Raw genomic sequence first — 22,852 nt, forward strand, 5'->3', positions numbered from 1 at the left:
GAATAGGAAGCAAAGAATAGGAAGCAGCAAAGAGTAGGAAATAGAAAAAGGCCCCGAGGGGCCTTTTTCACGAGCGCAACACGGGCCGCCTGAGGGCCACCTGGGCAGCGTTCAAGGCAGCGTGGATTCTCCGCGCAGCAGATCATCCAGCGACTCGCGCTGGCGCACGACGTGGTAATTGGCCCCGTCCACCATGACTTCGGCGGCGCGAGCGCGCGTGTTGTAGTTGCTGGCCATCGCCATGCTGTAAGCGCCTGCGGATTCCACCGCCAGCACATCGCCTTGCTGGATGGCCAGCTTGCGCTGTTTAGCCAGCCAGTCGGCGCTTTCGCACACCGGGCCGACGATGTCGTATTCCACCAGATCGCCCGCGCGCGGGCGCAACGGCTGCACGCCATGAAACGCCTCATAAAGCGCGGGGCGCAGCAGGTCGTTCATGGCGGCGTCGACAATGGCGAAGTTGCGCGCTTCGGCGTGCTTCAGGTATTGCACCGTGGTCAGCAGCACGCCCGCATTGCCCACCAGCGAACGGCCTGGTTCCAGCACCAGATGCAGATGCCCCAGGCCGCGCGCGTTCAGGCGTTCAAACACGCGGTCAAGCAGCGCCTTGGGTGACGGGGGCGTCTCATCCGTGTAGCGGATGCCCAGGCCGCCGCCCAGGTCCAGGTGGGCGATGCGGATGCCTTCCTGATCCAGCGCGTCGATCAGGTCCAGCAGCTTTTCCAGCGCATCGAAATAGGGGCTGATGTCGGTCAGTTGCGAACCGATATGGCAATCGACGCCAACGATGTCCAGGCCCGGCAAAGACTGCGCAACGCGATAGACGTCCAGCGCGGATTCAATGGCGATGCCGAACTTGTTTTCTTTCAGGCCGGTGGAGATGTAGGGGTGCGTTTGCGCGTCCACGTCGGGGTTCACGCGCAGCGACACCGGGGCGCGCACGCCCATTTCTTCGGCGACGTCAGACAAGCGGTGCAGCTCGGCTTCGGACTCCACGTTAAAGCACTTCACGTGAGCCGCCAGCGCAGCGCGCATTTCCCAGGCCTGTTTGCCTACGCCGGAAAACACGATCTTGGAGGGATCAGCGCCCACCGCCAGCGCGCGCTTGAGTTCGCCGCCCGACACGATGTCAAAGCCGGCGCCCAGCCGTGCGAATTCCTTCAGCACCGCCAGATTGGAATTGGCCTTCATGCCGTAGCAGACCAGCACGGGGCGCTGCCCGATGGCGCTGCGGTAGGTTTCCCAGGCGGCCTTGAGCGCCGCGCGGGAATAGACGTAGAGCGGTGTGCCTAGCCCATGCGCCAGATGGTCCAGCGGCACATCCTCGGCGTACAGTACGTTGTTGCGGTACTGGAAGTAAGGGTGGCCGGCCAGTTCTGGCGGCGTGGGGAAGGCGGCGGTCATGGGATCGACGGCGCGGGCGGGATTTGCGGTGCCGGCGTTTGCGAGCGCGTGGGCGGCTTGCCGTCAGGTGTCGGCATATACAAAGGCCCCTTGTACCCGCAGGCCGCGACCATGCCGGAGGCCACGAGCGTGGCTACAATGCGAAGAGCCATGCGGCTGAATGCCAATTGGAACACTGGGAACTCCGTAATTCTTGCAGGCTCGATTATGACCGAAACCGAATTTCTTGCGTTGATCGACCAGGTGCTGGACAGCATCGAAAGCCAGGCCGATGACTGGGCGGCTTCGCTCGACGTCGATGTTGAAACCAGCCGCAGCGGCAATGTGCTGACGATGGTTTTTGAAGACAATACCCACGTCGTCGTGAACAGCCAGGCCGCCATGCAGGAGCTATGGGTCGCCGCGCGCAGCGGCGGCTTTCACTACCGCTACGACGGCCAGCACTGGAACGATACCCGAGGCGGCCCGCAGATGCCGGACGCCTTGTCTCAAATCTGCTCCGCCGCGGCGGGTGTGCCCGTTACGCTGAAACTATAAAGCTGGCGTGCCCGCTCAGTAAAAAATCGGCCGGCCGTCATCGTCCGGCTTTTCAGGTGCCAAGAAGCCCCGGGTTTTATCCCCCGGGGCTTTTCGTTATTTTCGCTCGGGCATGGGTCAATGTGGCTCAGAATTTGAAGACTTCTTCCAGATCCACCGATTCTTCCACCGATTCCAGCTTCACGCTTTGTTCGATGTGCTCCAGATGATGCAGCGTCAGTTCCTCGGCGCGCTGGGCGTCGCGCGCAGCAATGGCCTCGGTAATGAGCTCATGTTCGTCGTCGCGGCAGCTGGTGGCGGTGGGCAGGTTGTACAGAAAGATGACCAGGCAGGTCAGCGTGGACAGCTCGCGCATGGTGCGCGCCAGTTCGCCGTTGCCCGCCAGCTCGCTCAGCAGAATATGAAATTCGCCCGCCAGCCGGATGATGGCGCGCTTGTCGTCGCGCTTGCGGGCATCGTGTTCCAACAGGACGTGCTCGCGCAGGCGCGCCAGCTTCTCGGGCGTAAGGTTCTGCGTCAGGCGCCGGACAACGGCAGGCTCTATCAGCCGGCGCGCCTCGAAGACGTCGCGCGCTTTTTCGATGGACGGCTTGGCAACGTAGGCGCCGCGCTGGGGGAATAGTTCGACGATCTGTTCGTGGGCCAGGCGCGCGAGAACCTCGCGGATGCGCGGCCGGCTGACTTCAAAGATTTCGGCCAGACGCTCTTCGACCAGCTTGGTGCCGGGCTTTAGCCGGTTGTCCAGGATGGCGCGGTAGATGCGCTCGTAGATGCCGGTGACCGAGTTTTCGCGTTTGTCTGATGCCATGGGCTCGTTCTTGGTTTGCGCGTGAAAAGCCAGGGCGGGATCGCCGCCGTGGGTAATGAGCGGTTGCTTGCCGCTTGTAGGCCGCATGTTGCCAGCAACATGGCGGATGAACGTGAAGATACCCGATCAGCCGCCGCCGGTGGACAAGGCCCGCCAGTCAGCGCCAAAATAATGTTAACAATTTGGCCGTGAAATGTATATTTCAGGGTAATCACTAGCGTAATCATTGTTGTATTCGGCCTAGAATCCGCTCACATCATGCCCATCCCGCCACGCCTTCGCGGCAGGGAAAGGGCGGATCAGACGGGCTGAAGCATATGACGAAGCAAGGTTTTGATCTGGTGCTGCGCGACGCGGTGCTGGCAACGGCCGGCGATACCTGCCGCGCGGATCTGGGGATCGTGGACGGCCGCATCGTGCAGATCGGCCGCGGCTTGGCGCCGGGCATGTGTGAAATCGATGTGGCCGGACGAGTGGTCACGCCCGGCGGCATCGATGCTCACTGCCACCTGGACCAGCCGATGGCGCCGCCCGTGAAGTTGGCGGATGACTTTTTCACCGGTACGCGATCGGCCGCCTGCGGAGGCACGACCACCGTGATCCCCTTCGCGGCGCAGCGCAAGGGCGCCACGGTGCAGGCCGCCATTGACGATTACCACCAGCGCGCGGACGGCCGCGCCTGCGTGGACTATGCCTTTCACCTGATCCTGACCGACCCCACGTCGGCTGTGCTGACTGAGGAACTGCCGCGCCTGATAGAGGCCGGCTATACCTCGTTCAAGCTGTATATGACGTACGACGCGCTGAAGTTGTCCGACGCCCAGATCCTGGACGTGCTGGACGTGGCGCGCGTGCATGGCGGCATGGCGATGATCCATGCCGAGAACTCCGACTGCATCGCCTGGCTGACGCGCCGCCTGGAGGCATCGGGCCGCACGGCGCCGCGGTTTCATGCCGTTTCGCGGCCGATGCTGGTGGAGCGCGAGGGCGCGCATCGCGCGATCGCTCTGTCCGAGCTTATCGACGTGCCCATCCTGCTGGTGCACATCTCGGGCGGCGAAGCGGTTGCGCAAATTCGGGAGGCGCGCGCCAAGGGCCTGAATGTCTATGCCGAAACCTGCCCGCAGTACCTCTTGCTGACCGCCGCGGATCTTGGCACGGACGACAGCTATTTCGGCGCGCGCTGCGTGTGCAGCCCACCGCCGCGCGACAAGTCCAGCCAGGAGCAGATCTGGCAGGGGCTGGCAGACGGCCTTTTCACAGTGTTTTCGTCCGATCACTCGCCATTCAACCTGACGGGCGAGGACGGCAAGACGCCCGGCGGCCAAGAGGTGGCATTCCGTCATATTCCGAATGGCATCCCCGGCATCGAAACGCGCATGCCGTTGCTGTATTCCGAAGGGGTGCTGGCCGGTCGCATCAGCCTGAACCGCTTCGTAGAGCTGACCGCGACCCAGCCGGCGCGCGCCTATGGCCTGTACCCGCGAAAGGGCACGCTGGCCATCGGCAGCGATGCCGACCTGGTGATCTGGGAAGAGCGTGAATTCACGCTTGCGAACGAACACCTGCACCACGCGGTGGACTACACGCCGTACGCGGGCATGACGCTGCGGGCGTGGCCCGCGATGACGCTGCTGCGTGGACAAGTCGTTTGGGACGGCAAGCGCTTTACGGGCGCGCCGGGTCAAGGAAAGTTTTTGCCGCGCGGGCTGCCCAGCCTGGCGCCGCCAAGCGCCCGCAAGGGCACGCGGCCAGACTGGCGCTAACGCCACGCGCCACATGGACACTCGAAGATCATTTCGGAGGAAATTGCGTTGAAGACTACCTTGATCAAGAACGCGGAATTCGTAGTTGCCTGGGACGACACGCGCCAGCAGCACGTCTACATGAAGAACGCCGACGTGGCGTTTGCGGACGGTCGTATCACTCACGTCGGGACGGGGGCGCAGGCGGCCACGCCGGATGCGCAAATCGTCAGCGGCAGCGGCATGATGGTGATGCCGGGCCTGGTGGACATCCACAGCCATCTGGTGCATGAACCCATCAACAAGGGCTACACGGACGAAACCGGGTCACCGGGCCTGTACAACTCGAATCTGTACGAGTACATGCCCACGATGGAAGGCGACGACGAAGCTGCGCCCGCGCAGTTGACGCTGGCCGCCGCCGAACTGCTGATGTCGGGCGTGACGACCGTCGTGGACATGTCAGTCGCGCACGAGCACTGGATCGACATCATGGTGCAAAGCGGCCTGCGGGCTTATATCGCGCCCATGTTCCGCTCGGCGCGCTGGTACACGCGCAACGGCCATGTGGTGGAGTACGACTGGAACGAGAAGGCGGGCGAGGCGGGCATGGAGCGCGCGCTGGCGCTGATCGACAAGGCCGAGGCGCACGAGTGCGGCCGCCTGACGGGAATGCTGGTGCCCGCGCAGATCGACACCTGCACGCCCGAACTGCTGAAGGCCAGTCATCAAGAGGCGAAGCGTCGCGGCATCGGCTGGCAGACACATGCCGCACAGTCGCTTCCGGAATTTCACGAAATCACGCGCCGCCATGGGCTTACACCCGTTCAGTGGCTGCACAGTCTGGGCGTGTTGGATCCCGGCAGCATCGTGGGGCACGGGATCTTTGTGGACGACCATCCGAATACGCACTGGGGCACGGCGACCGACCTGTCCATCCTGTCCGAAACGGGCGCCAGCGTGGCGCATTGCCCCACGGTCTTCATGCGCCGGGGCATGGCGTTGCGCGACTTTGGACGCTATCGCCGCGCGGGTATCAACCTGGGTATCGGCACGGACACCTATCCTCACAACATGATCGAGGAAATGCGCCACGTGGGTTACTTGGCTCGCTTGATGGCGCAAACACCACGCGCGGTCACCACCGGCGAAGTGTTCCACGCCGCGACGGTTGGGGGCGCGAAGGCGCTGGGCCGAGAAGACCTGGGCCGCATCGCGGTGGGTGCGCGCGCCGACCTCGTGATGGTGGACATGACGCATCACTTGATGCGCCCATCGCGCGATCCCGTGCGCAGTCTGGTTTACGCCGCTGCGGACCGCGCCGTGCACACCGTGTACATCGACGGCCGCCGTGTGCTGCACGAAGGACAGGTGCATTCGCTGGATTACCGCAAGGCCGCCGAGCAGGTGGACGAGGCCCAGCGCCGCGCCGAGGCGTTGGTGCCTTCGCGCGATCTGGTGGCCGGCCGCAGCGCACAACAGATGTCGCCGCTGTCATTTGACGTCGTGTGACCTGATCGCAACTCCATCCGAAGGGCCGGAACAGGCCCCGTTTTTCCATAAAAACTTCAAGGGAATGACATGGCTTTTCTGAACGCTCAAAGAGTTGAATCCCGCTACAGCCTGGGCCACGTCGGCGCCGCGCTGGCTTGCGCCGCTGCCCTGGCTTGGGCGCCCGCGCAGGCGCAAACCCTGACTGTGGTGATGGCCAGCAAATTAACGGTGCTGGACCCCGTGCTGACGGCGTCGCACCAGACGCGCAACCACGCCTACATGATCTACGACACGCTGCTGGCGACGGATGCGAACAACAAGGTCCAGCCGCAGATGGCGGACAAATGGGAAGTCTCGCCGGACGGCAAGACCTATACGTTCACGCTGCGCGATGGGTTGAAATGGCACGATGGCACCACCGTGAAGGCCGAGGACTGCGTGGCTTCGATTCAGCGATGGGCACAGTCGGACAAGACCGGCCGCCAGCTCATGCCCTTGGTTGCATCGATGGACGTCATCGATGACAAGACTTTCAAGATCGTGCTGACGGCGCCGGCGGACGTGCTGTCCGCACTGGGCAAGCCCAGCGGGCTGCCCAGCTTCATGATGCCCAAGCGCGTGGCGCAAACGCCGGTGGCGCAGGCCATCAGCGATTACACCGGGTCCGGGCCCTTCAAGTTCGTGCAGAAGGAATTCCAGCCGGGCGTGAAGACGGTCTACGAAAAGAACACCGACTACGTGCCGCGCAAGGAAGCGCCCAGCTGGACGGCCGGCGGCAAGGTGGTCAACGTGGATCGCGTGGAATGGGTGGCCATGGCCGACCCGATGACGACCGTCAATGCCCTGCTGGGCGGAGAGGTCGATTACATCGAGACCGTGCCTTTTGACCTGGTGCCGATGGTAAGAAGTGCACCGGACGTGACGTTGCGCGTGCTGGACAAGATGGGCTACCAGCCCATGTACCGCTTCAACCAGCTTCATGCGCCCTTCGACAACAAGCTGGTGCGCCAGGCCGCCATGTATGCGGTCGGGCAGGACGACATCCTGAAGGCGCAGGTGGGCGATCCGGAGTTCTTCAAGACTTGCGGCGCGGTGTTCGGCTGCGGCCTGCCGTATTCCAGCGATACCCGTGCCGACATGATCGTGCCGTCCAATATCGACAAGGCGAAGGCGCTGCTGAAGGAGGCCAAGTATGACGGCGCGCCCGTCGTGATCCTGCATGCCACCGACATCGCCATGGCGTCCGCCATTCCCGTGGTGATGGCGCAGCAGTTGCGCCAGGCGGGCTTCAACGTTCAATTGCAGGCCATGGACTTTATGACCATGCTGTCGCGCCGCGCCAACCGCGACGTGCCCGCCAAGGGCGGCTGGAGTATTTTCGTGACGACGTGGCACGTCAGCGAAATCATGGACCCGCTGCGCAACTATGGCGTGTCGGCCAACGGCGAGAAGGCCTGGTTCGGCTGGCCGACCGTGCCGCAAGTCGAGGCACTGCGTGATCAGTTCCTGGTGGCGGCGACGGAACCGGAACGCAAGCAGATCGCCGACCAGCTTCAAGACGTGATGCTGGACGAAGGCGTAGCCGTCACACTGGGCCAGATCGAGACCGCCGCCGCCTACAGCAAGAAGCTGTCGGGCGTGTTGGAATCACCCGCGCCGGTGTTCTGGAACATCAAGAAAAGCCGGTAAGCCAGCATGTTCAGCTACCTACTCAGACGCATCCTCGCAACCGTTCCCGTGGTGCTGACGGTGGCCGTGCTGGTGTTTTGCCTGCTGCGTCTGACGCCGGGGGATCCGGCGCTGATGCTGGCAGGTGATGCGGCCACCGAGACGCAGCTGGCCCAGATTCGCGAGCACATGGGGCTGGACCGGTCGCTAGCCACCCAGTTCCTTCTTTGGGGCGGCCAGGTGCTGCAAGGCGATTTGGGCGTGTCGCTGCATTCGGGCACGCCCGTCACTGCGATGATCAGTGCCCGCGTGGGGCCGTCGCTGGCGCTGGCGCTGTCGACCATCCTGCTGTCGACGCTGATCGCGGTGCCGCTGGGCGTGTTCTCGGCGTGGCGGCGCGGCACCCGGACAGACCGGGCGGTGATGGCATTTTCGGTGCTGGGCTTTTCGGTGCCCATCTTTGTCACCGGCTACGCGCTGATCCTGCTGTTTGCCATGAAGCTGGGGTGGCTGCCGGTACAAGGCTATAAGTCGCCGTCGGCAGGCTTGGTGGCCTTCGGCCTGCACCTGCTGCTGCCCACCATCGCACTGAGCACGGGCTTTGTCGCCTTGATCGCGCGCATTGCACGCAGCAGCGTGCTGGAGGTGATGGGCGAAGACTTCATTCGCACCGCGCGCGCCAAGGGCATCACCGAACGTGCCGTGATGATGGCGCATGCGTTGCGAACTGCGGCTGTTCCCATCATCACCGTGATCGGCGTGAGCATCGCGTTACTAATCAGCGGCGTGGTCGTCACGGAATCGGTGTTCAACCTGCCCGGCCTGGGCCGGCTGGTGGTCGAGTCCGTGCTGGCCCGGGATTATCCGCTGATCCAAGGGCTGATTCTGCTGTTTTCACTGGTCTACATCGGTGTGAACCTGACCATCGACGTTCTGTACTCGGTGTTCGATCCGCGCATCCGTTATTGAAGGAACTTGCATGTCCACTTCCATACACTCGATCGCGGGTGGGGCCGGCGTTGCGCCTGCCATCCGCAAGCGACCCGCGTCCGCGCTGGTTCGCACGCTGTCCACCTGGCCGGTTATGGCGGCGCTGGCGGCGCTTGCGCTTATCGTCCTGGCCGCTGTCTCGGCCAACCTGCTGGGCCTGGCTGACCCGATGGCGATCAATCCCATGCAGCGCCTGAAGGGCTTTTCCGCCGAGCACTGGTTTGGCACCGACGCCTATGGCCGCGACGTGCTGTCACGCGTGGTCCATGGCGCACGCATTTCGCTGATGATCGGGGCGGGCACGGCGGTTGCCGCGTTGATACCCGGGCTGGCGCTAGGCGTGATCGCGGGCTACTTTCGCACGGCGGACATGGTCATCATGCGCGTCATGGACGGCATCATGTCCGTGCCGAGCATCCTGCTTGCCATCGCGCTGGTGGCGGTAACCGGCGCCAGCATGTTGACGGTGCTCATCGCTATTGCCGTGCCTGAGTTTCCGCGAGTGGTGCGCCTGGTACGCGGCCTGATCCTGAGCCTGCGTGACGAGCCCTATGTAGAAGCCGCCATTTCGCTGGGCACGCCCACGCACGTGCTGATGCTGCGCCATCTGGTGCCGAACACGGTGGCGCCGCTGATCGTGCAGGGCACCTTCATCTTTGCGTCCGCCATGCTGTCCGAGGCGGTCATGAGCTTCCTGGGCGTCGGTATGCCGCCAGAGTTTCCGTCTTGGGGCAACGTGATCGCGGAAGGCAGGATGTACTTCCAGATCAAGCCAGAGCTCATTCTGCTGCCAGGCGTGTTCCTGGCGCTGACCGTGCTTAGCGTGAACATGCTGGGTGACGCCATGCGCGATGCCCTAGATCCCAAGATGGCGAGAAGGGTCTGACATGAACGATTCCACAATGCCCGTGCTGCAAGTGCAGAATCTGTCGGTGTCGCTCGTAGGCGCGCCGGCGGATGAGCCGCGCCACGTGGTCGAAGGCATCAGCTTTGACATACACGCGGGTGAAACACTGTGTGTGGTCGGGGAGTCCGGATCGGGCAAATCCGTAACGTCATTTTCGGTAATGGGCCTGCTGGCGCCGGATGCGCTGCGGCCCAGCGCGGGGCGCATCCTGCTTGACGGCGAAGACGTGCTGGCGTGCACGCCGGAGCGCCTGCGCGAACTACGCGCGACCCGCATGTCCATGGTTTTCCAGGAGCCCATGACGGCGCTCAATCCAGTGCGCACGGTGGGCTGGCAGATCGACGAGGTACTGCGCACCCATAGCGCCATGGACGCGGCCTCGCGCAAGCGCAAGATCCTGGACATGCTGGAGTCGGTGCGGCTGCCGGACGTGGAACGCATCTACCAGTCCTATCCTCATCAGCTTTCCGGCGGACAACGCCAACGCATCGTCATCTGCATGGCGCTGATTCTGAACCCCAAGCTGCTGATCGCCGATGAGCCCACCACCGCGCTGGACGTGACTACCCAGAAGCAGATCCTGGCGTTGATTCTGGAGTTGCAGAAGTCGCACAACACCGCGGTGCTGTTCATCACGCATGACTTCGGCGTGGTGGCGGAAATTGCCGACCGCATTGCGGTGATGAACCGCGGAAAGCTGGTCGAGGTGGGTACGCGCGACGAGGTGCTGGCGCGTCCGAAAGAGGCTTACACCCGCATGCTGGTGTCATCGGTGCCGGGGCTGGCGCCGTCGTCTCGGCAGGCGCCCAAGGGCGAACCTGTGCTGGTCGTCAACGGTCTGCAAAAGACCTATAGCGTGCGCGGTTTCTTCAAGGCAAAGCGCGCGGTGCACGCGGTGCGCGATGTCAGCTTCACGCTGCGCAAGAAAGAGATCGTGGGCATCGTGGGTGAATCCGGTTCGGGTAAGTCCACCCTGGCGCGTTGCATCGCTCGCCTGATCGATCCCAGCTCTGGCAGCGTGCGTCTGGATGGCACCGAAATCGCCACGGCCAGCAAACGGGAATTCCATCCCGTGCGCAAGCGCATCCAGGTGGTGTTCCAGGATCCGTACCGGTCGCTGAATGCGCGCCTTCGCGTGGGCGATTCGATTATCGAGGGCATGCGCAACTTCGGCGTGCCGCAAGACGAGGCGCAAGCGCGGGCGATAGAGCTGCTGGATATCGTCGGGCTGGGCGCGGACACCATGGAGCGCTATCCGCATCAGTTCTCGGGCGGGCAGCGCCAGCGCATCTGCATTGCGCGCGCCCTGGCCCTGCGGCCCGACATCCTGATCGCCGACGAGGCAGTCTCCGCGTTGGACGTGTCGGTACAGGCGCAGGTGCTGGAACTGATTGAAGACATACGCACCCGTACCGATACGGCGGTGCTGTTCATCACACACGACCTGCGCGTGGCGGCGCAGATCTGCGATTCGATTGTCGTGATGAAGTCGGGGCAGATCGTCGAGGCAGGGGAAGCGGCTGCGGTGCTGACCCGGCCGCAGGATGGCTACACGCGCCAGTTGCTGGACGCCGCGCCGGGCCGGCATTGGGATTTCAAGCGATTCAGGCCGGCCGAAGCGGTGCTTCAGTAGAAGCCGGCTGCTCATCAGCAACTGAAGGCCGGCCCATCACAGGCCGGCCTTTTTGCATCAGAACGGGATCTTCTGCGACCAGGGCGCGGCGTTTTGCGTGCCGACGCCGGGCGCCACCTTGATCTTTGTGTCTTCGTTGCTGCTGCTGCCCAGGCCGTGCAGGAACTCGCCCAGCGTGTCGGCTTCGGCCAGCCCCAGGCGGGCTACGGCCTGCCCGGGCGGGAATTCCGAGAAGTAGAACTCGCCGTTTTCCACGATGAGGCCGTCGGGGCGCGCACGCGGCTTTTCTTCCGGCACGCCCTTGAGCACGTCTTGCATGTAGTCGACCCAGATCGGCATGGCGACGCCGCCACCCGTTTCGCGCGAACCCAGCGACTTCGGCTGGTCAAAGCCCAGCCAGGCCGTCGCAACCAGATTCGGCGTGTAGCCCGAGAACCAGGCGTCCACGGATTCGTTGGTCGTGCCCGTCTTGCCGGCAATGTCGTTGCGCTTGAGCAGGACGCGGGCGCGCGCCGCGGTGCCGTAGGTGGCCACGCCGCGCAGGATGTCGTCCATGACCCAGGCGGTGCGCGGATCAATTGCGCGGGCGGCGGCGTCGCCCGCTACAACCGGCTTGGATTGCATGATGACCTTGCCGTTGCTGTCGACGACACGATCAATCAGATAGGGCGTGACGCGGTAGCCGCCGTTGGCGAATACCGAGAACGCGCCGGCCAGTTGCAGCGGCGTGACGGAGCCTGCGCCCAAGGCCAGCGGCAGCACGGCCGGCTGGCGGGCCTTGTCAAAGCCGAAACGGGTCAGGTAGTCCTGCGCGTACTGCGGGCCAATGGCTTGCAGGATGCGGATCGACACCATGTTCTTCGACTTGTACAAGCCCTGGCGCAACGTCAGCATCGGTTCGTACTGGTTGCCGTAGTTCTTGGGGTTCCAGGCCTTGGAGCCGGTTTGCGCGGCGGTCAGTTCGAACGGCTGGTCAGAGATTTGCGTGGCCGGCGTCAGGCCGCGCTCCAGCGAGGCGGCGTAGATGAAGGGCTTGATGTTCGAGCCCGGCTGGCGCCACGCTTGCGTCACGCGGTTGAAGTTGCCGCGATAGAAGTCGAAGCCGCCAACCATGGCGCGGATGGCGCCGTCTTGCGGCGACAGGGCCACGAACGCCGCCTGCACCGAAGGCAGGTTGATGATTTCCCAGTTGTCGCCGAACTTGCGGATGTAGACCACCGAGCCGCGCTTGATGCGCTGTTCGGGCTTGGCCTTGTCGTTCAGTGCGCGGGCGACCACGCCCAGCACCTTCTTGTCGGTCACCGTGATGATTTCGCGCGAGCTGCGCGCGAGCTTCACTTCGGTGGGGCTGGCCGACAGGACCAGCGCGGTGAGCAGGTCGCCGCTATCGCTGAACTTGTCGAACACGCCGTCCAGGAATTCGTCCAGCGCCGCCGGATTGTTTTCGGTGCCCGGGGGCAGGTCCAGTTGTTCCTCGGGGCCGGGGTAGGGCGCGCGGCGCGTGTATTCCAGCACGCCTTCACGCACGGCACGGTACGCCGCTTCCTGGTCCTTCGACTGCACGGTGGTGTAGATGTTGATGCCGCGCGAGTAGACGTTGTCTTGGTAGACGTTGAACAGCAGCTGGCGCGCCAATTCCGCCACGTACTCGCCATGGATGGAATAACCGCCAGCCGGCGTGCCTTCCGCCGACTTCATGACGATCTGCTGCGCCATCGCTTGCTTGTATTCGGGCTCGGTTAGGTAGCCCAGCGACTGCATGCGGCCCAGCACATAGCGCTGGCGCAGCTCGGCGCGGGGGCGGTTTGAAATCGGGTTGAAGCGCGAAGGCGCCTTCGGAATGCCGGCCAGCATGGCGGCTTCGGCCGGCGTCACTTCCGACAGCGGCTTGCCGAAGTACGTGCGCGAGGCGGCTGCGAAGCCGTATGCGCGATGGCCCAGGTAGATCTGGTTCATGTAGAGCTCAAGGATCTGGTCCTTGGTGAGCTCGGATTCGATCTTGAACGTGAGCAGCAGTTCGTAGAACTTGCGCGAATACGTCTTTTCCGACGACAGATAGAAGTTGCGCGCAACCTGCATCGTGATCGTGCTGGCGCCCTGCGTCTTCGACATGTTGATCAGGTTCGTCAGGCCCGCGCGCACCACGCCGGTCCAGTCGATACCGCCGTGCTGGTAGAAGCGGTCATCCTCGGCCGCCAGCACCGCGGACTTCATGACGTCCGGAATTTCATTGAAACGCAGCACGTTGCGGCGTTCTTCGCCAAATTCGCCGATCAGGACGCGATCCGCCGTATAGACGCGCAGCGGCACCCGCGGGCGATAGTCCGTCATGGCGTTCAGGTCTGGCAGGTTGGGCCAGGCCAGCGCCAGCGCCATTCCCGCCAGCAATACGCCGCACAGGAACAGGCCGGCACAGAAGATGCCGGTTTTTACGAAGAATCGCAGGATCGGGGAGCCGCTCTTGGCGGGCTTGTCTTTCTTGGAGGAATTCTGGGGCTTGCTCATCGCGGCGATTTTACGGGTAACTCCGGTCCCGGCTCAGCGCTCGGGATCGGTTTCTGTAACAAGATAGTTCTGTGTGGTGCGCGGGCAACTAGCGGCAGATGTGATAATGCCGACATGAACTTTTCCGCCCACTCATGTCCGGAGGCTGACCCGGACCCAGCGCCCTCCGACGAGGCGCCTGAAAACTTGCCTTGCGCCGTGGAGTGCACAGGCAAGATCGTGTCGTTGCCGCACGACCTGCCCGTCTTCCTGGTCGGGATGATGGGCGCAGGCAAGACCACCATCGGCCGTAGCCTGGCGCGTGCGCTGGGGCGCGAGTTTATGGATTTGGATCATGAGCTCGAGGCGCGTTGCGGCGTGCGGGTGCCGGTTATCTTCGAAATCGAGGGCGAAGCCGGTTTTCGTCGCCGAGAGTCCGCCGCCTTGGAAGAGTGTACCCAACGGCGCAACATTATTCTTGCAACCGGCGGGGGCGCGATCTTGGCGCCGGAAAATCGTCAGCGGCTGCACGAACGCGGCATCGTGGTGTATTTGAGGGCCAGCGTGGACGAATTGTTCCGCCGTACTTGCCGCGACCGTAACCGCCCCTTGCTGGCCACGGCCGACCCCCGCGGCACGCTGCGCGACCTGATGACCCTGAGGGAACCCCTCTACAAGGAAGTCGCCGACCTGGTGGTGGAAACGGGCGCGATGCCTATCCACACCCTGGTCAAGGCGTTGCTGCCGCAATTACAAGCCTTTGAGAAGCGTATATGAACGTTGTTGACGTCGACACCCCGGGCGGAAGCTATCCCATCCACATCGGCCCCGGCCGCATCGATGCCCTGGACCAATGCATTCCCGCCGACGCCACCGCGATTGCGGTCGTCACCAACCCCACGGTGGCGGCGCTGTACGGCGAACGCGCCGAAGCGGCATTGGCCCGCACCGGCAAGCGCGTACTGCGCATTGAACTGCCTGACGGCGAAGCCTACAAAGACTGGCAGTCGCTGAACCTGATCTTTGACGCCTTGCTGACCCATCGCCTGGACCGCCGCTGCGTGCTGGTCGCGCTGGGTGGCGGCGTCATTGGCGACATGACCGGGTTCGCCGCCGCCGTCTATATGCGTGGCGTGCGCTTCCTGCAAGTGCCCACGACGTTGCTGGCGCAGGTGGATTCGTCCGTGGGCGGCAAAACGGCGGTGAACCACCCGCTGGGCAAGAACATGATCGGCGCGTTTTACCAGCCGGTTGCGGTGGAAATCGATACCGATGTGCTGAACACGCTGCCTGCGCGCGAAGTGTCGGCCGGGCTGGCGGAAGTCATCAAATACGGCCTGATCCTGGACCCGGATTTCTGGACGTGGTGCGAAGACAATGCGCAAAAATTGCGCGCCCTGGACCCGCAGGCCGTCGCTTACGCCATCCGCCGTTCGTGCGAACTGAAGGCGCAGGTGGTGGGCAAGGACGAACGCGAGTCCGGTCTGCGCGCCATCCTGAACCTGGGCCACACCTTTGGCCACGCCATCGAATCGGGGCTGGGCTATGGCGCCTGGCTGCACGGCGAAGCCGTGGGCTGCGGCATGGTGCAAGCGGCCGAGCTGTCCGCCGACGTGGCGGGCTTTGCCCGGGCCGATGTCGAGCGCGTGCGCGCGCTGGTGGCGGCCATTGGCTGCCCGGTCGTGGCGCCCGACCTGGGCGCGGACCGCTGGCTGGACTTGATGCAGGTCGACAAGAAGACCGAAGGCGGCTCAATCCGCTACGTGCTCATGCCCCGCATCGGCGAAGCATTCATGCGCGCCGCCCCGGACGACGCCGTGCGCGCCGTCTTGGCACGGACCACTCAGTAACCGTGATGGAGACGGTGTTGCAGATGAAAGAACTGGCTTCCTACGCATCCGACCCGTCTCAATCGCGCGGCCGGACTTACGCTGAACCGCCGCCTGAAAACCGCACCGAGTTTCAGCGCGACCGCGACCGCATCGTTCATTCCGGCGCGTTCCGCCGTCTGGAATACAAGACGCAGGTCTTCGTGAACCACGAAGGCGACCTGTTCCGCACCCGCCTTACGCATAGCCTGGAAGTGGCGCAGATTGCGCGCACGCTGGCGCGCAGCCTGCGGTTGTCGGAAGACCTGACCGAAGCCATCTCGCTTGCGCATGACTTGGGCCACACGCCGTTCGGCCATGCCGGGCAAGACGAGCTCAACGCCTGCATGCGCGAGCTTGCGCCCGAGGCGGGGGGTTTTGAGCACAACCTGCAAAGCCTGCGCGTGGTGGACGAGCTTGAGGAGCGCTATGCGGACTTCAACGGCTTGAACCTTTGCTTTGAAACGCGTGAAGGCATCCTGAAGCATTGTTCGGTGGCGCACGCGCGTCAGCTGGGTGATGTGGGCGAACGCTTCCTCTCGCGCACGCAGCCGTCGCTGGAAGCGCAGCTGGCCAACCTGGCGGACGAGATCGCCTACAACAACCACGATATTGATGACGGGCTGCGTTCCGGGCTGATCACGCTTGAACAATTGAAAGACGTGTCGATCTTCGAGCGCCATCACGCCGACGTGCTGAAACGCTACCCCGAGCTGGCTCAGCGCCGCGCCGTGGCGGAGACCATCCGCCGCATGATCAACACGCTGATCGTCGACCTGACGCACACCTCGCTTGCGCGCATCCGCGACGCCGCGCCCGCCAGCGCGGATGATGTGCGCCGCTCACCGCCGCTTGCGGGGTTCTCGGACGAGATTCGCCGCGAAGCGGATGCGTTGAAGAAGTTCTTGTTCGACAACCTGTACCGGCACTATCAGGTGCTGCGCATGACGGCCAAGGCGCGCCGCATCGTGCGCGAACTGTTCGCGGCGTTTCTCGATGATCCGCGGTTGCTGCCGCCCGATTACCGCAGGCCCGCCTTCAATGAGCAGGCCCGCGCCATTTCCGATTACATCGCCGGCATGACCGACCGCTACGCCATCCGCGAACACAAACGCCTGTTCGAGATGGGCTGATCGCGGCCGGCCCGCCGCCGTCAGAGCCGCCGGCATTGGCGGCATTGGCGCCCATGCCGCCCATGCCGCCATCACCGCTGGCTAGCGGTGCTTGCGGTAGGGTTCGTCTTCGGGCACGAAGGTGGCTTCTGCGCGCGCATCGCGCATCCAGTCCTGCATGGCGGGCAGCGCCAGCACCGCGTCCATGTAGTCACGCACCGCGCCCGCGGCGGGGATGCCATAGGTGGTGAAGCGCGACACCACCGGCGCAAAGAACGCGTCGGCAATGGAAAATGCGCCGAACAGGAACGGCCCGCCCCGGCCGAATTCTGCGCGGGTGTCGTGCCAGATGGCTTGCAGCCGCGACACATCCTGCTGCGCGGCTTCCGGGAACTTGATGCCGGGCAGGTGCGCCTCGATGTTCATCGGCATGGCGTTGCGCAGCGCGGTAAAGCCGCTGTGCATTTGCGCCGACAGCGAGCGGGCGCGGGCGCGTGCATGCGCGTCCTTCGGCCACAACTGCGCCTCGGGGCGCTGCTCGGCCACGTACTCGCAGATGGCCAGCGAATCCCAGACGGCGAAATCACGGTCCAGCAGCACGGGCACCAGACCGGCGGGCGACACCGCACCTACCTTGCGTGAAAACTCTTCCGTGAAAAACCCGAGCTTTTGCTCAGTAAAGGCAATGCCGGTTGCGCGCAGGGCCAGCCATGGCCGCAACGACCACGAGGAGTAATTCTTATTGCCGATGATCAGGGTGTACATGCCAGTCCTTACGCAGGGATTATCCAAGTCGACGTGCGGAACCACCGATCGGCAGGGTCACCTTCCAGCAGGGTCACCTTCCAGCATTCCGGCGCAGCAGCTTGCCCAGGTATTGCCCGGTGTGGCTGGCTTGCGTCGCCGCGACGTCTTCCGGGGTGCCTTGCGCCACCACGTAGCCGCCGCCGTCGCCGCCTTCCGGACCCATATCGATCAGCCAGTCTGCCGTTTTAATGACGTCCAGGTTGTGTTCGATGATGAGCACGGTGTTGCCGCTGTCGACCAATTGATTCAGCACTTGCAACAGTAGCTCGATATCGCGGAAATGCAAGCCGGTGGTGGGCTCGTCCAGGATGTACAGCGTGCGGCCGGTGCTGCGGCGCGACAGCTCTTGCGACAGCTTCACGCGCTGCGCTTCACCGCCCGACAAGGTGGTCGCGCTTTGGCCCAGCCGAATATAGGACAGACCGACATCAATCAACGTGTGCAGCTTGCGCGAAATGGCTGGCACCGACTCGAAATATTCCAGCGCCTGTTCGACCGTCAGCTCCAGCACTTCGCTGATGTTGCGGCCGCGATAACGGATTTCGAGCGTTTCGCGGTTGTAGCGCTTGCCGTGGCAGACGTCGCACGGCACGTACATGTCGGGCAGGAAGTGCATCTCGACCTTGACCACGCCGTCGCCCTGGCAGGCTTCGCAGCGGCCGCCCTTGACGTTGAAGCTGAAGCGGCCCGGGTCGTAGCCGCGCGTGCGGGCTTCCGGCACGCCCGCGAAGAGTTCGCGTATCGGCGTGAACAGGCCCGTGTACGTGGCCGGGTTGCTGCGCGGGGTGCGGCCGATGGGGCTTTGGTCCACGCTGATGATTTTGTCGAAGTGCTCTAGCCCCTGCATCGACACGTAAGGGGCGGGTTCGCTTTGCGCGTGATGCAGCTGGCGCGACACGGCCACCGCCAGCGTGTCGTTGATGAGCGTGGACTTGCCAGAACCCGACACGCCTGTCACGCACACCAGCCGGCCCGCGGGCAGGCGCAGTTCAACGTCTTTCAGGTTGTTGCCGCTGGCGCCCGTCAGGGTCAGCCAGGGCAATGCGTCGTTGACCGGACGGCGGGCGGGGATGGCGATCTCGCGCGCGCCGCTCAGGTATTGGCCGGTCAGCGAGTTCGGGTCGCGTTGCACGGTTTCGGGATCGCCTTGCGCCACGACTTCGCCGCCGTGTTCGCCCGCGCCCGGACCCATGTCCACCACCCAATCGGCCATGCGGATCATGTCTTCGTCGTGCTCGACGACGATGACGCTGTTGCCGAGATCGCGCAGGTGCTGGAGGGTGCCGATCAGGCGGTCGTTGTCGCGCTGGTGCAAGCCGATGGATGGTTCGTCCAGCACGTACATCACGCCCGTCAAGCCGGAACCGATCTGGCTGGCCAGCCGGATACGCTGCGCCTCGCCGCCCGAAATCGTGTCGGCGCTGCGGTCCAGCGACAGGTAATTCAAGCCGACGTTGTTCAGGAAGCTGAGCCGCGCTTCGATCTCGCGCACGATACGCTGCGCGATCTCTTGCTTGGCGCCGGTCAGGTTCAGGTCTCGGAACCAGGCCAGGCAGCTCGACAAGGGCATGGCCTCGACTTCATAGATGGCCTGGCCGTGGCGCTCGCCGCCGCGCGGGTCGTGGCCGATCAGGACGTTGCGCGCTTCGGGGCGCAGGCGCGAACCCGCACAGTCGGGGCAGGTCTTGATATTGCGGTACTTGCCGAGCTCTTCGCGCACCGTGGCCGAATCCGTCTCGCGCCAGCGGCGCTCCAGGTTCGGGATAACGCCTTCGAAGACATGGCGCTTGACGGTGCTGCGGCCTTTTTCGTTCAGGTACAGGAACGAGATTTCTTCTTCGCCAGAGCCATAGAGCACCTTGTCGCGCAGCGCTTCGGGCAAGTCTTCGAAGGGCGCTTCGATATCGAATTCGTAATGCGCGGCCAGGCTGGTCAGCAGCGAATGCGTGAAGGCGTTGCGGCGGTCCCAGCCGCGGATTGCGCCGGCGGCCAGGCTCAGTTCCGGGAAAGCCACGACGCGCTTCGGGTCAAAGAAGCCCACTTGTCCGATGCCGTCGCAACTGGGGCAGGCGCCCATCGGGTTGTTGAAGCTGAACAGACGCGGTTCGAGTTCGGGCAGGCTGTGGCTGCATACCGGGCAGGCGTAGCGGCTGGAGAAAACCTGTTCCCGTTCGCTATCCATGTCCAGCGCCAGCGCGCGGCCATCAGCCAATTGCAGGGCCGTTTCGAAGCTTTCCGCCAGACGCTGCTTGCTTTCCGGCTTGATGCGCAGCCGGTCGATGACCACATCGATGTCGTGTTTTTCGGTTTTCTTCAACGGCGGCATGCCGTCGATTTCCACCAATTGGCCGTCCACGCGCAGCCGCACATAACCCTGGGCTTGCAGGCTGGCGCATTCGTCTTCGAAGCTGCCTTTCTTGCCACGCGCAATCGGCGCCAGCACGGCCAGACGCGTTTCGGGCGTCCAGCCCAGCACCGCGTCAACCATCTGGCTGACGCTTTGCGCTTGCAGCGGCAGGCCGTGATCCGGGCAGTAGGGCGTGCCGACGCGCGCATACAGCAGGCGCAGGTAGTCGTGGATCTCGGTGATGGTGCCGACGGTAGAGCGCGGGTTGTGCCCCGCGGCTTTCTGCTCGATTGAAATGGCCGGCGACAGGCCTTCAATGAGGTCCACGTCCGGCTTGTCCATCAGCTGGAGGAATTGGCGGGCGTAGGCGGAAAGGCTTTCCACGTAACGTCGCTGGCCCTCCGCGTACAGCGTGTCGAACGCCAGCGAAGACTTGCCCGAGCCGGACAAGCCGGTGACGACCACCAGTTTGTGGCGCGGCAGGTCCAGCGAGACGTTCTTAAGGTTGTGGGTGCGTGCACCCCGAATGCGTATCGCGTCCATCGGGCTCTTTTAAGCGGTTTCAAAGGCCAACTTGGTACTATAGCGCGCCGAATCCCTCAGCGTTCGGGGCAGTCCGTCAAGATTGACTGAACCGGGTCCGGCGCCGCACCGCTAGATCAGACCGTGAGCGTGTGACATCCACGCGCGCGCACCGCCCTTGTCATTGTTGAAATTTCCGCATGCCGGCAGACACCAAACTGAAATTGACCCCTTCCGAGCGCCGCGCAAGCGTCGCGCTGGCCGGCTTGTTCGCTGCGCGGATGCTGGGGCTCTTCCTGTTGTTGCCGGTTTTTGCCGTCGCCGCCGCTGGCATGCCGGGCGGGGACGACCCCGCGCGCGTCGGCCTGGCGCTGGGCATGTATGGCCTGACCCAGGCGTTCATGCAGATTCCGTTCGGGCTGGCGTCCGACCGCTGGGGCCGCCGGCCTGTCGTGCTGTTCGGCCTGCTGCTGTTCGTGGCGGGCAGCATCGTCTGTGCGCAGGCAAGCGACGTGTACTGGATCACCATCGGCCGCGCCATCCAGGGGGCGGGCGCCATTTCCGCGGCGGTTACCGCCTGGCTGGCCGACGCCACCCGCGACGAGGTGCGCACGCGCGCCATGGCCATGGTGGGCGGGTCGATCGGCCTGTCGTTCGCGGTGTCACTCGTGTTGTCGCCGGTGCTGGTGGGGTGGTGGGGACTGTCCGGCCTGTTCTGGACCATCGCCTGCCTGGGCGTGATCTGCCTGGGCGTGGCGCGCTTCGTGGTGCCGGTCGTGCCGCGCACGCAGGCACGCACCATGCAGTCAGCCAATCCGCGCGAAGTGCTGACGCACCGCGACCTGCTGCGCCTGAATTTCGGCGTGTTCGTCCTGCATTTGATCCAGGTGTCTTTGTTTGTTGTGGTGCCTGCCTTGCTGGCCAAGGTCGGCGGGCTGGACGCGCGAGAGCTCTGGAAGGTCTATCTGCCCGTCATCCTGGTGTCGTTTGTGCTGATGGTGCCGGTGGTGTTCGTGGCGGAAAAGCGCCGCGCCCATCGCGGCGCCTTGCGCGCAGCTGTTGCCGGGCTGGTGCTGGTGTGCGCCTTGTTGCCGGCGGCCAGCCATGGTTTTTACACGCTGGCGGTGGCGCTGACCGGCTTCTTCGTGGCCTTCAACGTGCTGGAAGCCTTGCAGCCGTCGCTGGTGTCCCGCGTGGCTCCGCAAGCCTACAAAGGCTTGGCGCTGGGCTTTTACAACACGGCCCAGGCGGCTGGCCTGTTCGCGGGCGGCGCGCTGGGCGGCTGGCTGGCGTCGCACTCGGGCGCAAGCGCGGTTTTCATCGGCGCGGCTATCCTGTCGGCGGTCTGGCTGGCGGTGACGTGGGCGTTGCGGCCGTTGGCTTGAGGGCCATCGGGGATACGTCCCCGAAAGCTTGGAAAAGTCGTTGATCGCGCTGTGAACGGCGCTCATCGGCCCGCAATTCGGATCACCACCAGGATCGCTTTGTCACCATTGGCGTTTGGCGCGGCAGGCGCTTTTCGTCGATAATACGTACCAAATTAGGGCTTCAAGAATTCGGGTCCGCCTTCGGGCTCCCAGGCGTCGCCGGTCATTGTCATGATGACCGGCGTGTTTCATGAAGCCGGTCTTCAACATCGCTTTTTATGTTGTTGCCGGCGCGCTCGCGGCAACGCACAGGCGCAGGCTGTCAACAACTGAGGGACATCGGCATGGCATCGGTTAACAAAGTCATTCTCGTGGGCAATCTGGGGCGCGACCCGGAAGTCCGCTACAGCCCGGAAGGGGCTGCAATCTGCAATATGTCCATCGCCACGACCTCCACCTGGAAGGACAAGGCTTCCGGCGAGCGCCGCGAAGAAACCGAATGGCACCGCGTCGTCATGTACAACCGCCTGGCTGAAATCGCCGGCGAATACTTGAAGAAGGGCCGCTCGGTCTACATCGAAGGCCGTCTGAAGACGCGCAAGTGGCAAGACAAGGACACCGGCGCTGACCGCTACAGCACCGAAGTGGTCGCCGACCAGATGCAAATGCTGGGCGGCCGTGAAGACGGCGGCGGCGGCGGCGCCAGCTACGGCGGTGGTGGCGGCTACGACGACGCCCCGTCGCGTCCGCAACAGCAACGCGCCCCGGCGCAACGCCCGGCGCCGCAACAGCGCCCGGCCCCCGCAGCAGCCCCGGCCAGCAGCGGCGCCAATCTGGCGGATATGGACGACGATATTCCGTTCTAATACCTACTTAGCCGACATTTTGTTGGTTGAGGCCCGCCTTTCTCGTGGAAGGGCGGGCTTTTTCTTTACCCACACTTCAATTCTGTGCTCTAGTTGTGCTTGAGTTCAACTACTACTTGGTGAAAGTGGTGGGTAAATGACCAGATATGTAGCAAGGCGCGTGCGCTTTCAAAACGGGGAGCGTTTCTCTGTTCTAAGCCGGCCAGGAGGGCTGCCAGTCCATGAGGTGACTCTATATCTGGCAGCTTTCCGCAGGCGTGGGCGAGCGGCCAATACGATTCACGCAGTTTGCG

General features: G+C 64.0%; 18 protein-coding genes. 12 read left to right on the plus strand and 6 right to left on the minus strand.

The genetic code is table 11. The annotated features are described in order from the left end of the window. Positions 1-111: 111 nt before the first annotated feature. Together lysA and ACFZAI_RS00260 are read right to left on the minus strand one after the other, a co-directional pair. Positions 112-1,404: a diaminopimelate decarboxylase gene (gene lysA / locus ACFZAI_RS00255; RefSeq protein ID WP_391565031.1), complete on the minus strand. Its 1,293-nt coding sequence runs from the start codon at positions 1,402-1,404 to the stop codon at positions 112-114. Beyond that, the gene (locus ACFZAI_RS00260; RefSeq protein ID WP_391565032.1) at positions 1,401-1,661 is read right to left on the minus strand and encodes a lipoprotein; all 261 of its coding nucleotides are present in this window, start codon (positions 1,659-1,661) and stop codon (positions 1,401-1,403) included. Before ACFZAI_RS00260 ends, lysA begins: the two co-directional genes overlap by 4 nt. Here ACFZAI_RS00260 and cyaY point away from each other — a divergent pair. Then, entirely contained in the window at positions 1,612-1,941 is a 330-nt protein-coding gene (cyaY, locus tag ACFZAI_RS00265; protein WP_054420836.1) for an iron donor protein CyaY, read from the plus strand. The genes ACFZAI_RS00260 and cyaY overlap by 50 nt on opposite strands. Positions 1,942-2,068: 127 nt before the next feature. On the opposite strand, the gene ACFZAI_RS00270 is transcribed toward cyaY, so the two are convergent. Then, the gene (locus tag ACFZAI_RS00270; protein ID WP_054421363.1) at positions 2,069-2,749 is read right to left on the minus strand and encodes a GntR family transcriptional regulator; all 681 of its coding nucleotides are present in this window, start codon (positions 2,747-2,749) and stop codon (positions 2,069-2,071) included. A 317-nt stretch (positions 2,750-3,066) separates the two neighbouring features. On the opposite strand from ACFZAI_RS00270, the gene hydA reads away from it, so the two are divergent. The 6 genes from hydA (at position 3,067) to ACFZAI_RS00300 (ending at position 11,186) form a co-directional block, all read left to right on the plus strand. After that, the gene (hydA, locus tag ACFZAI_RS00275; protein ID WP_391565033.1) at positions 3,067-4,515 is read left to right on the plus strand and encodes a dihydropyrimidinase; all 1,449 of its coding nucleotides are present in this window, start codon (positions 3,067-3,069) and stop codon (positions 4,513-4,515) included. A gap of 48 nt (positions 4,516-4,563) precedes the next feature. Beyond that, positions 4,564-6,006 carry an amidohydrolase family protein gene (locus tag ACFZAI_RS00280; RefSeq protein WP_391565034.1) on the plus strand — a complete coding sequence of 481 codons (1,443 nt, stop codon included), beginning with the start codon at positions 4,564-4,566 and terminating at the stop codon, positions 6,004-6,006. A 69-nt stretch (positions 6,007-6,075) separates the two neighbouring features. Next, complete coding sequence (locus ACFZAI_RS00285) at positions 6,076-7,677, plus strand: ABC transporter substrate-binding protein (protein WP_391565036.1); 1,602 nt, start codon at positions 6,076-6,078, stop codon at positions 7,675-7,677. 6 nt (positions 7,678-7,683) lie between these two features. Next, positions 7,684-8,625 (plus strand): ABC transporter permease, encoded by a 942-nt coding sequence (locus ACFZAI_RS00290; RefSeq protein ID WP_391565037.1) that lies wholly within the window; start codon positions 7,684-7,686, stop codon positions 8,623-8,625. A gap of 10 nt (positions 8,626-8,635) precedes the next feature. Beyond that, the gene (locus tag ACFZAI_RS00295) at positions 8,636-9,532 is read left to right on the plus strand and encodes an ABC transporter permease (RefSeq protein WP_391565038.1); all 897 of its coding nucleotides are present in this window, start codon (positions 8,636-8,638) and stop codon (positions 9,530-9,532) included. A 1-nt stretch (position 9,533) separates the two neighbouring features. Then, positions 9,534-11,186 (plus strand): ABC transporter ATP-binding protein, encoded by a 1,653-nt coding sequence (locus ACFZAI_RS00300; RefSeq protein ID WP_391565039.1) that lies wholly within the window; start codon positions 9,534-9,536, stop codon positions 11,184-11,186. 57 nt (positions 11,187-11,243) lie between these two features. Here the strand turns inward: ACFZAI_RS00300 and ACFZAI_RS00305 are convergent, their stop codons facing one another. Next, positions 11,244-13,691: a penicillin-binding protein 1A gene (locus ACFZAI_RS00305; RefSeq protein ID WP_391565040.1), complete on the minus strand. Its 2,448-nt coding sequence runs from the start codon at positions 13,689-13,691 to the stop codon at positions 11,244-11,246. Positions 13,692-13,805: 114 nt separating this feature from the next. Here ACFZAI_RS00305 and ACFZAI_RS00310 point away from each other — a divergent pair, with 114 nt between their 5' ends. The 3 genes from ACFZAI_RS00310 to ACFZAI_RS00320 are packed head-to-tail and all read left to right on the plus strand — an operon-like array spanning position 13,806 to position 16,671. Next, positions 13,806-14,447, plus strand: a complete 642-nt coding sequence (locus tag ACFZAI_RS00310) for a shikimate kinase (RefSeq protein ID WP_391565041.1) — start codon at positions 13,806-13,808, stop codon at positions 14,445-14,447. Further along, entirely contained in the window at positions 14,444-15,520 is a 1,077-nt protein-coding gene (gene aroB, locus ACFZAI_RS00315) for a 3-dehydroquinate synthase (protein ID WP_054420828.1), read from the plus strand. Before ACFZAI_RS00310 ends, aroB begins: the two co-directional genes overlap by 4 nt. 23 nt (positions 15,521-15,543) lie before the next feature. Beyond that, positions 15,544-16,671, plus strand: a complete 1,128-nt coding sequence (locus ACFZAI_RS00320; protein ID WP_391565042.1) for a deoxyguanosinetriphosphate triphosphohydrolase — start codon at positions 15,544-15,546, stop codon at positions 16,669-16,671. Between the two features lie 81 nt (positions 16,672-16,752). Here the strand turns inward: ACFZAI_RS00320 and ACFZAI_RS00325 are convergent, their stop codons facing one another. Further along, positions 16,753-17,415: a glutathione S-transferase family protein gene (locus tag ACFZAI_RS00325; RefSeq protein WP_391565043.1), complete on the minus strand. Its 663-nt coding sequence runs from the start codon at positions 17,413-17,415 to the stop codon at positions 16,753-16,755. 73 nt (positions 17,416-17,488) lie between these two features. Then, positions 17,489-20,347, minus strand: coding sequence for an excinuclease ABC subunit UvrA (uvrA, locus tag ACFZAI_RS00330; protein WP_391565044.1), 2,859 nt, complete (start codon positions 20,345-20,347; stop codon positions 17,489-17,491). Between the two features lie 179 nt (positions 20,348-20,526). Here uvrA and ACFZAI_RS00335 point away from each other — a divergent pair, with 179 nt between their 5' ends. Together ACFZAI_RS00335 and ssb are read left to right on the plus strand one after the other, a co-directional pair. Next, positions 20,527-21,711, plus strand: coding sequence for an MFS transporter (locus ACFZAI_RS00335; protein ID WP_391565045.1), 1,185 nt, complete (start codon positions 20,527-20,529; stop codon positions 21,709-21,711). Positions 21,712-22,037: 326 nt separating this feature from the next. Next, positions 22,038-22,559: a single-stranded DNA-binding protein gene (ssb, locus tag ACFZAI_RS00340; RefSeq protein WP_046802916.1), complete on the plus strand. Its 522-nt coding sequence runs from the start codon at positions 22,038-22,040 to the stop codon at positions 22,557-22,559. Positions 22,560-22,852 lie beyond the last annotated feature (293 nt).

The organism is Achromobacter sp. NPDC008082, from assembly GCF_042957345.1.
Taxonomy (GTDB): domain Bacteria; phylum Pseudomonadota; class Gammaproteobacteria; order Burkholderiales; family Burkholderiaceae_B; genus Achromobacter; species Achromobacter kerstersii_A.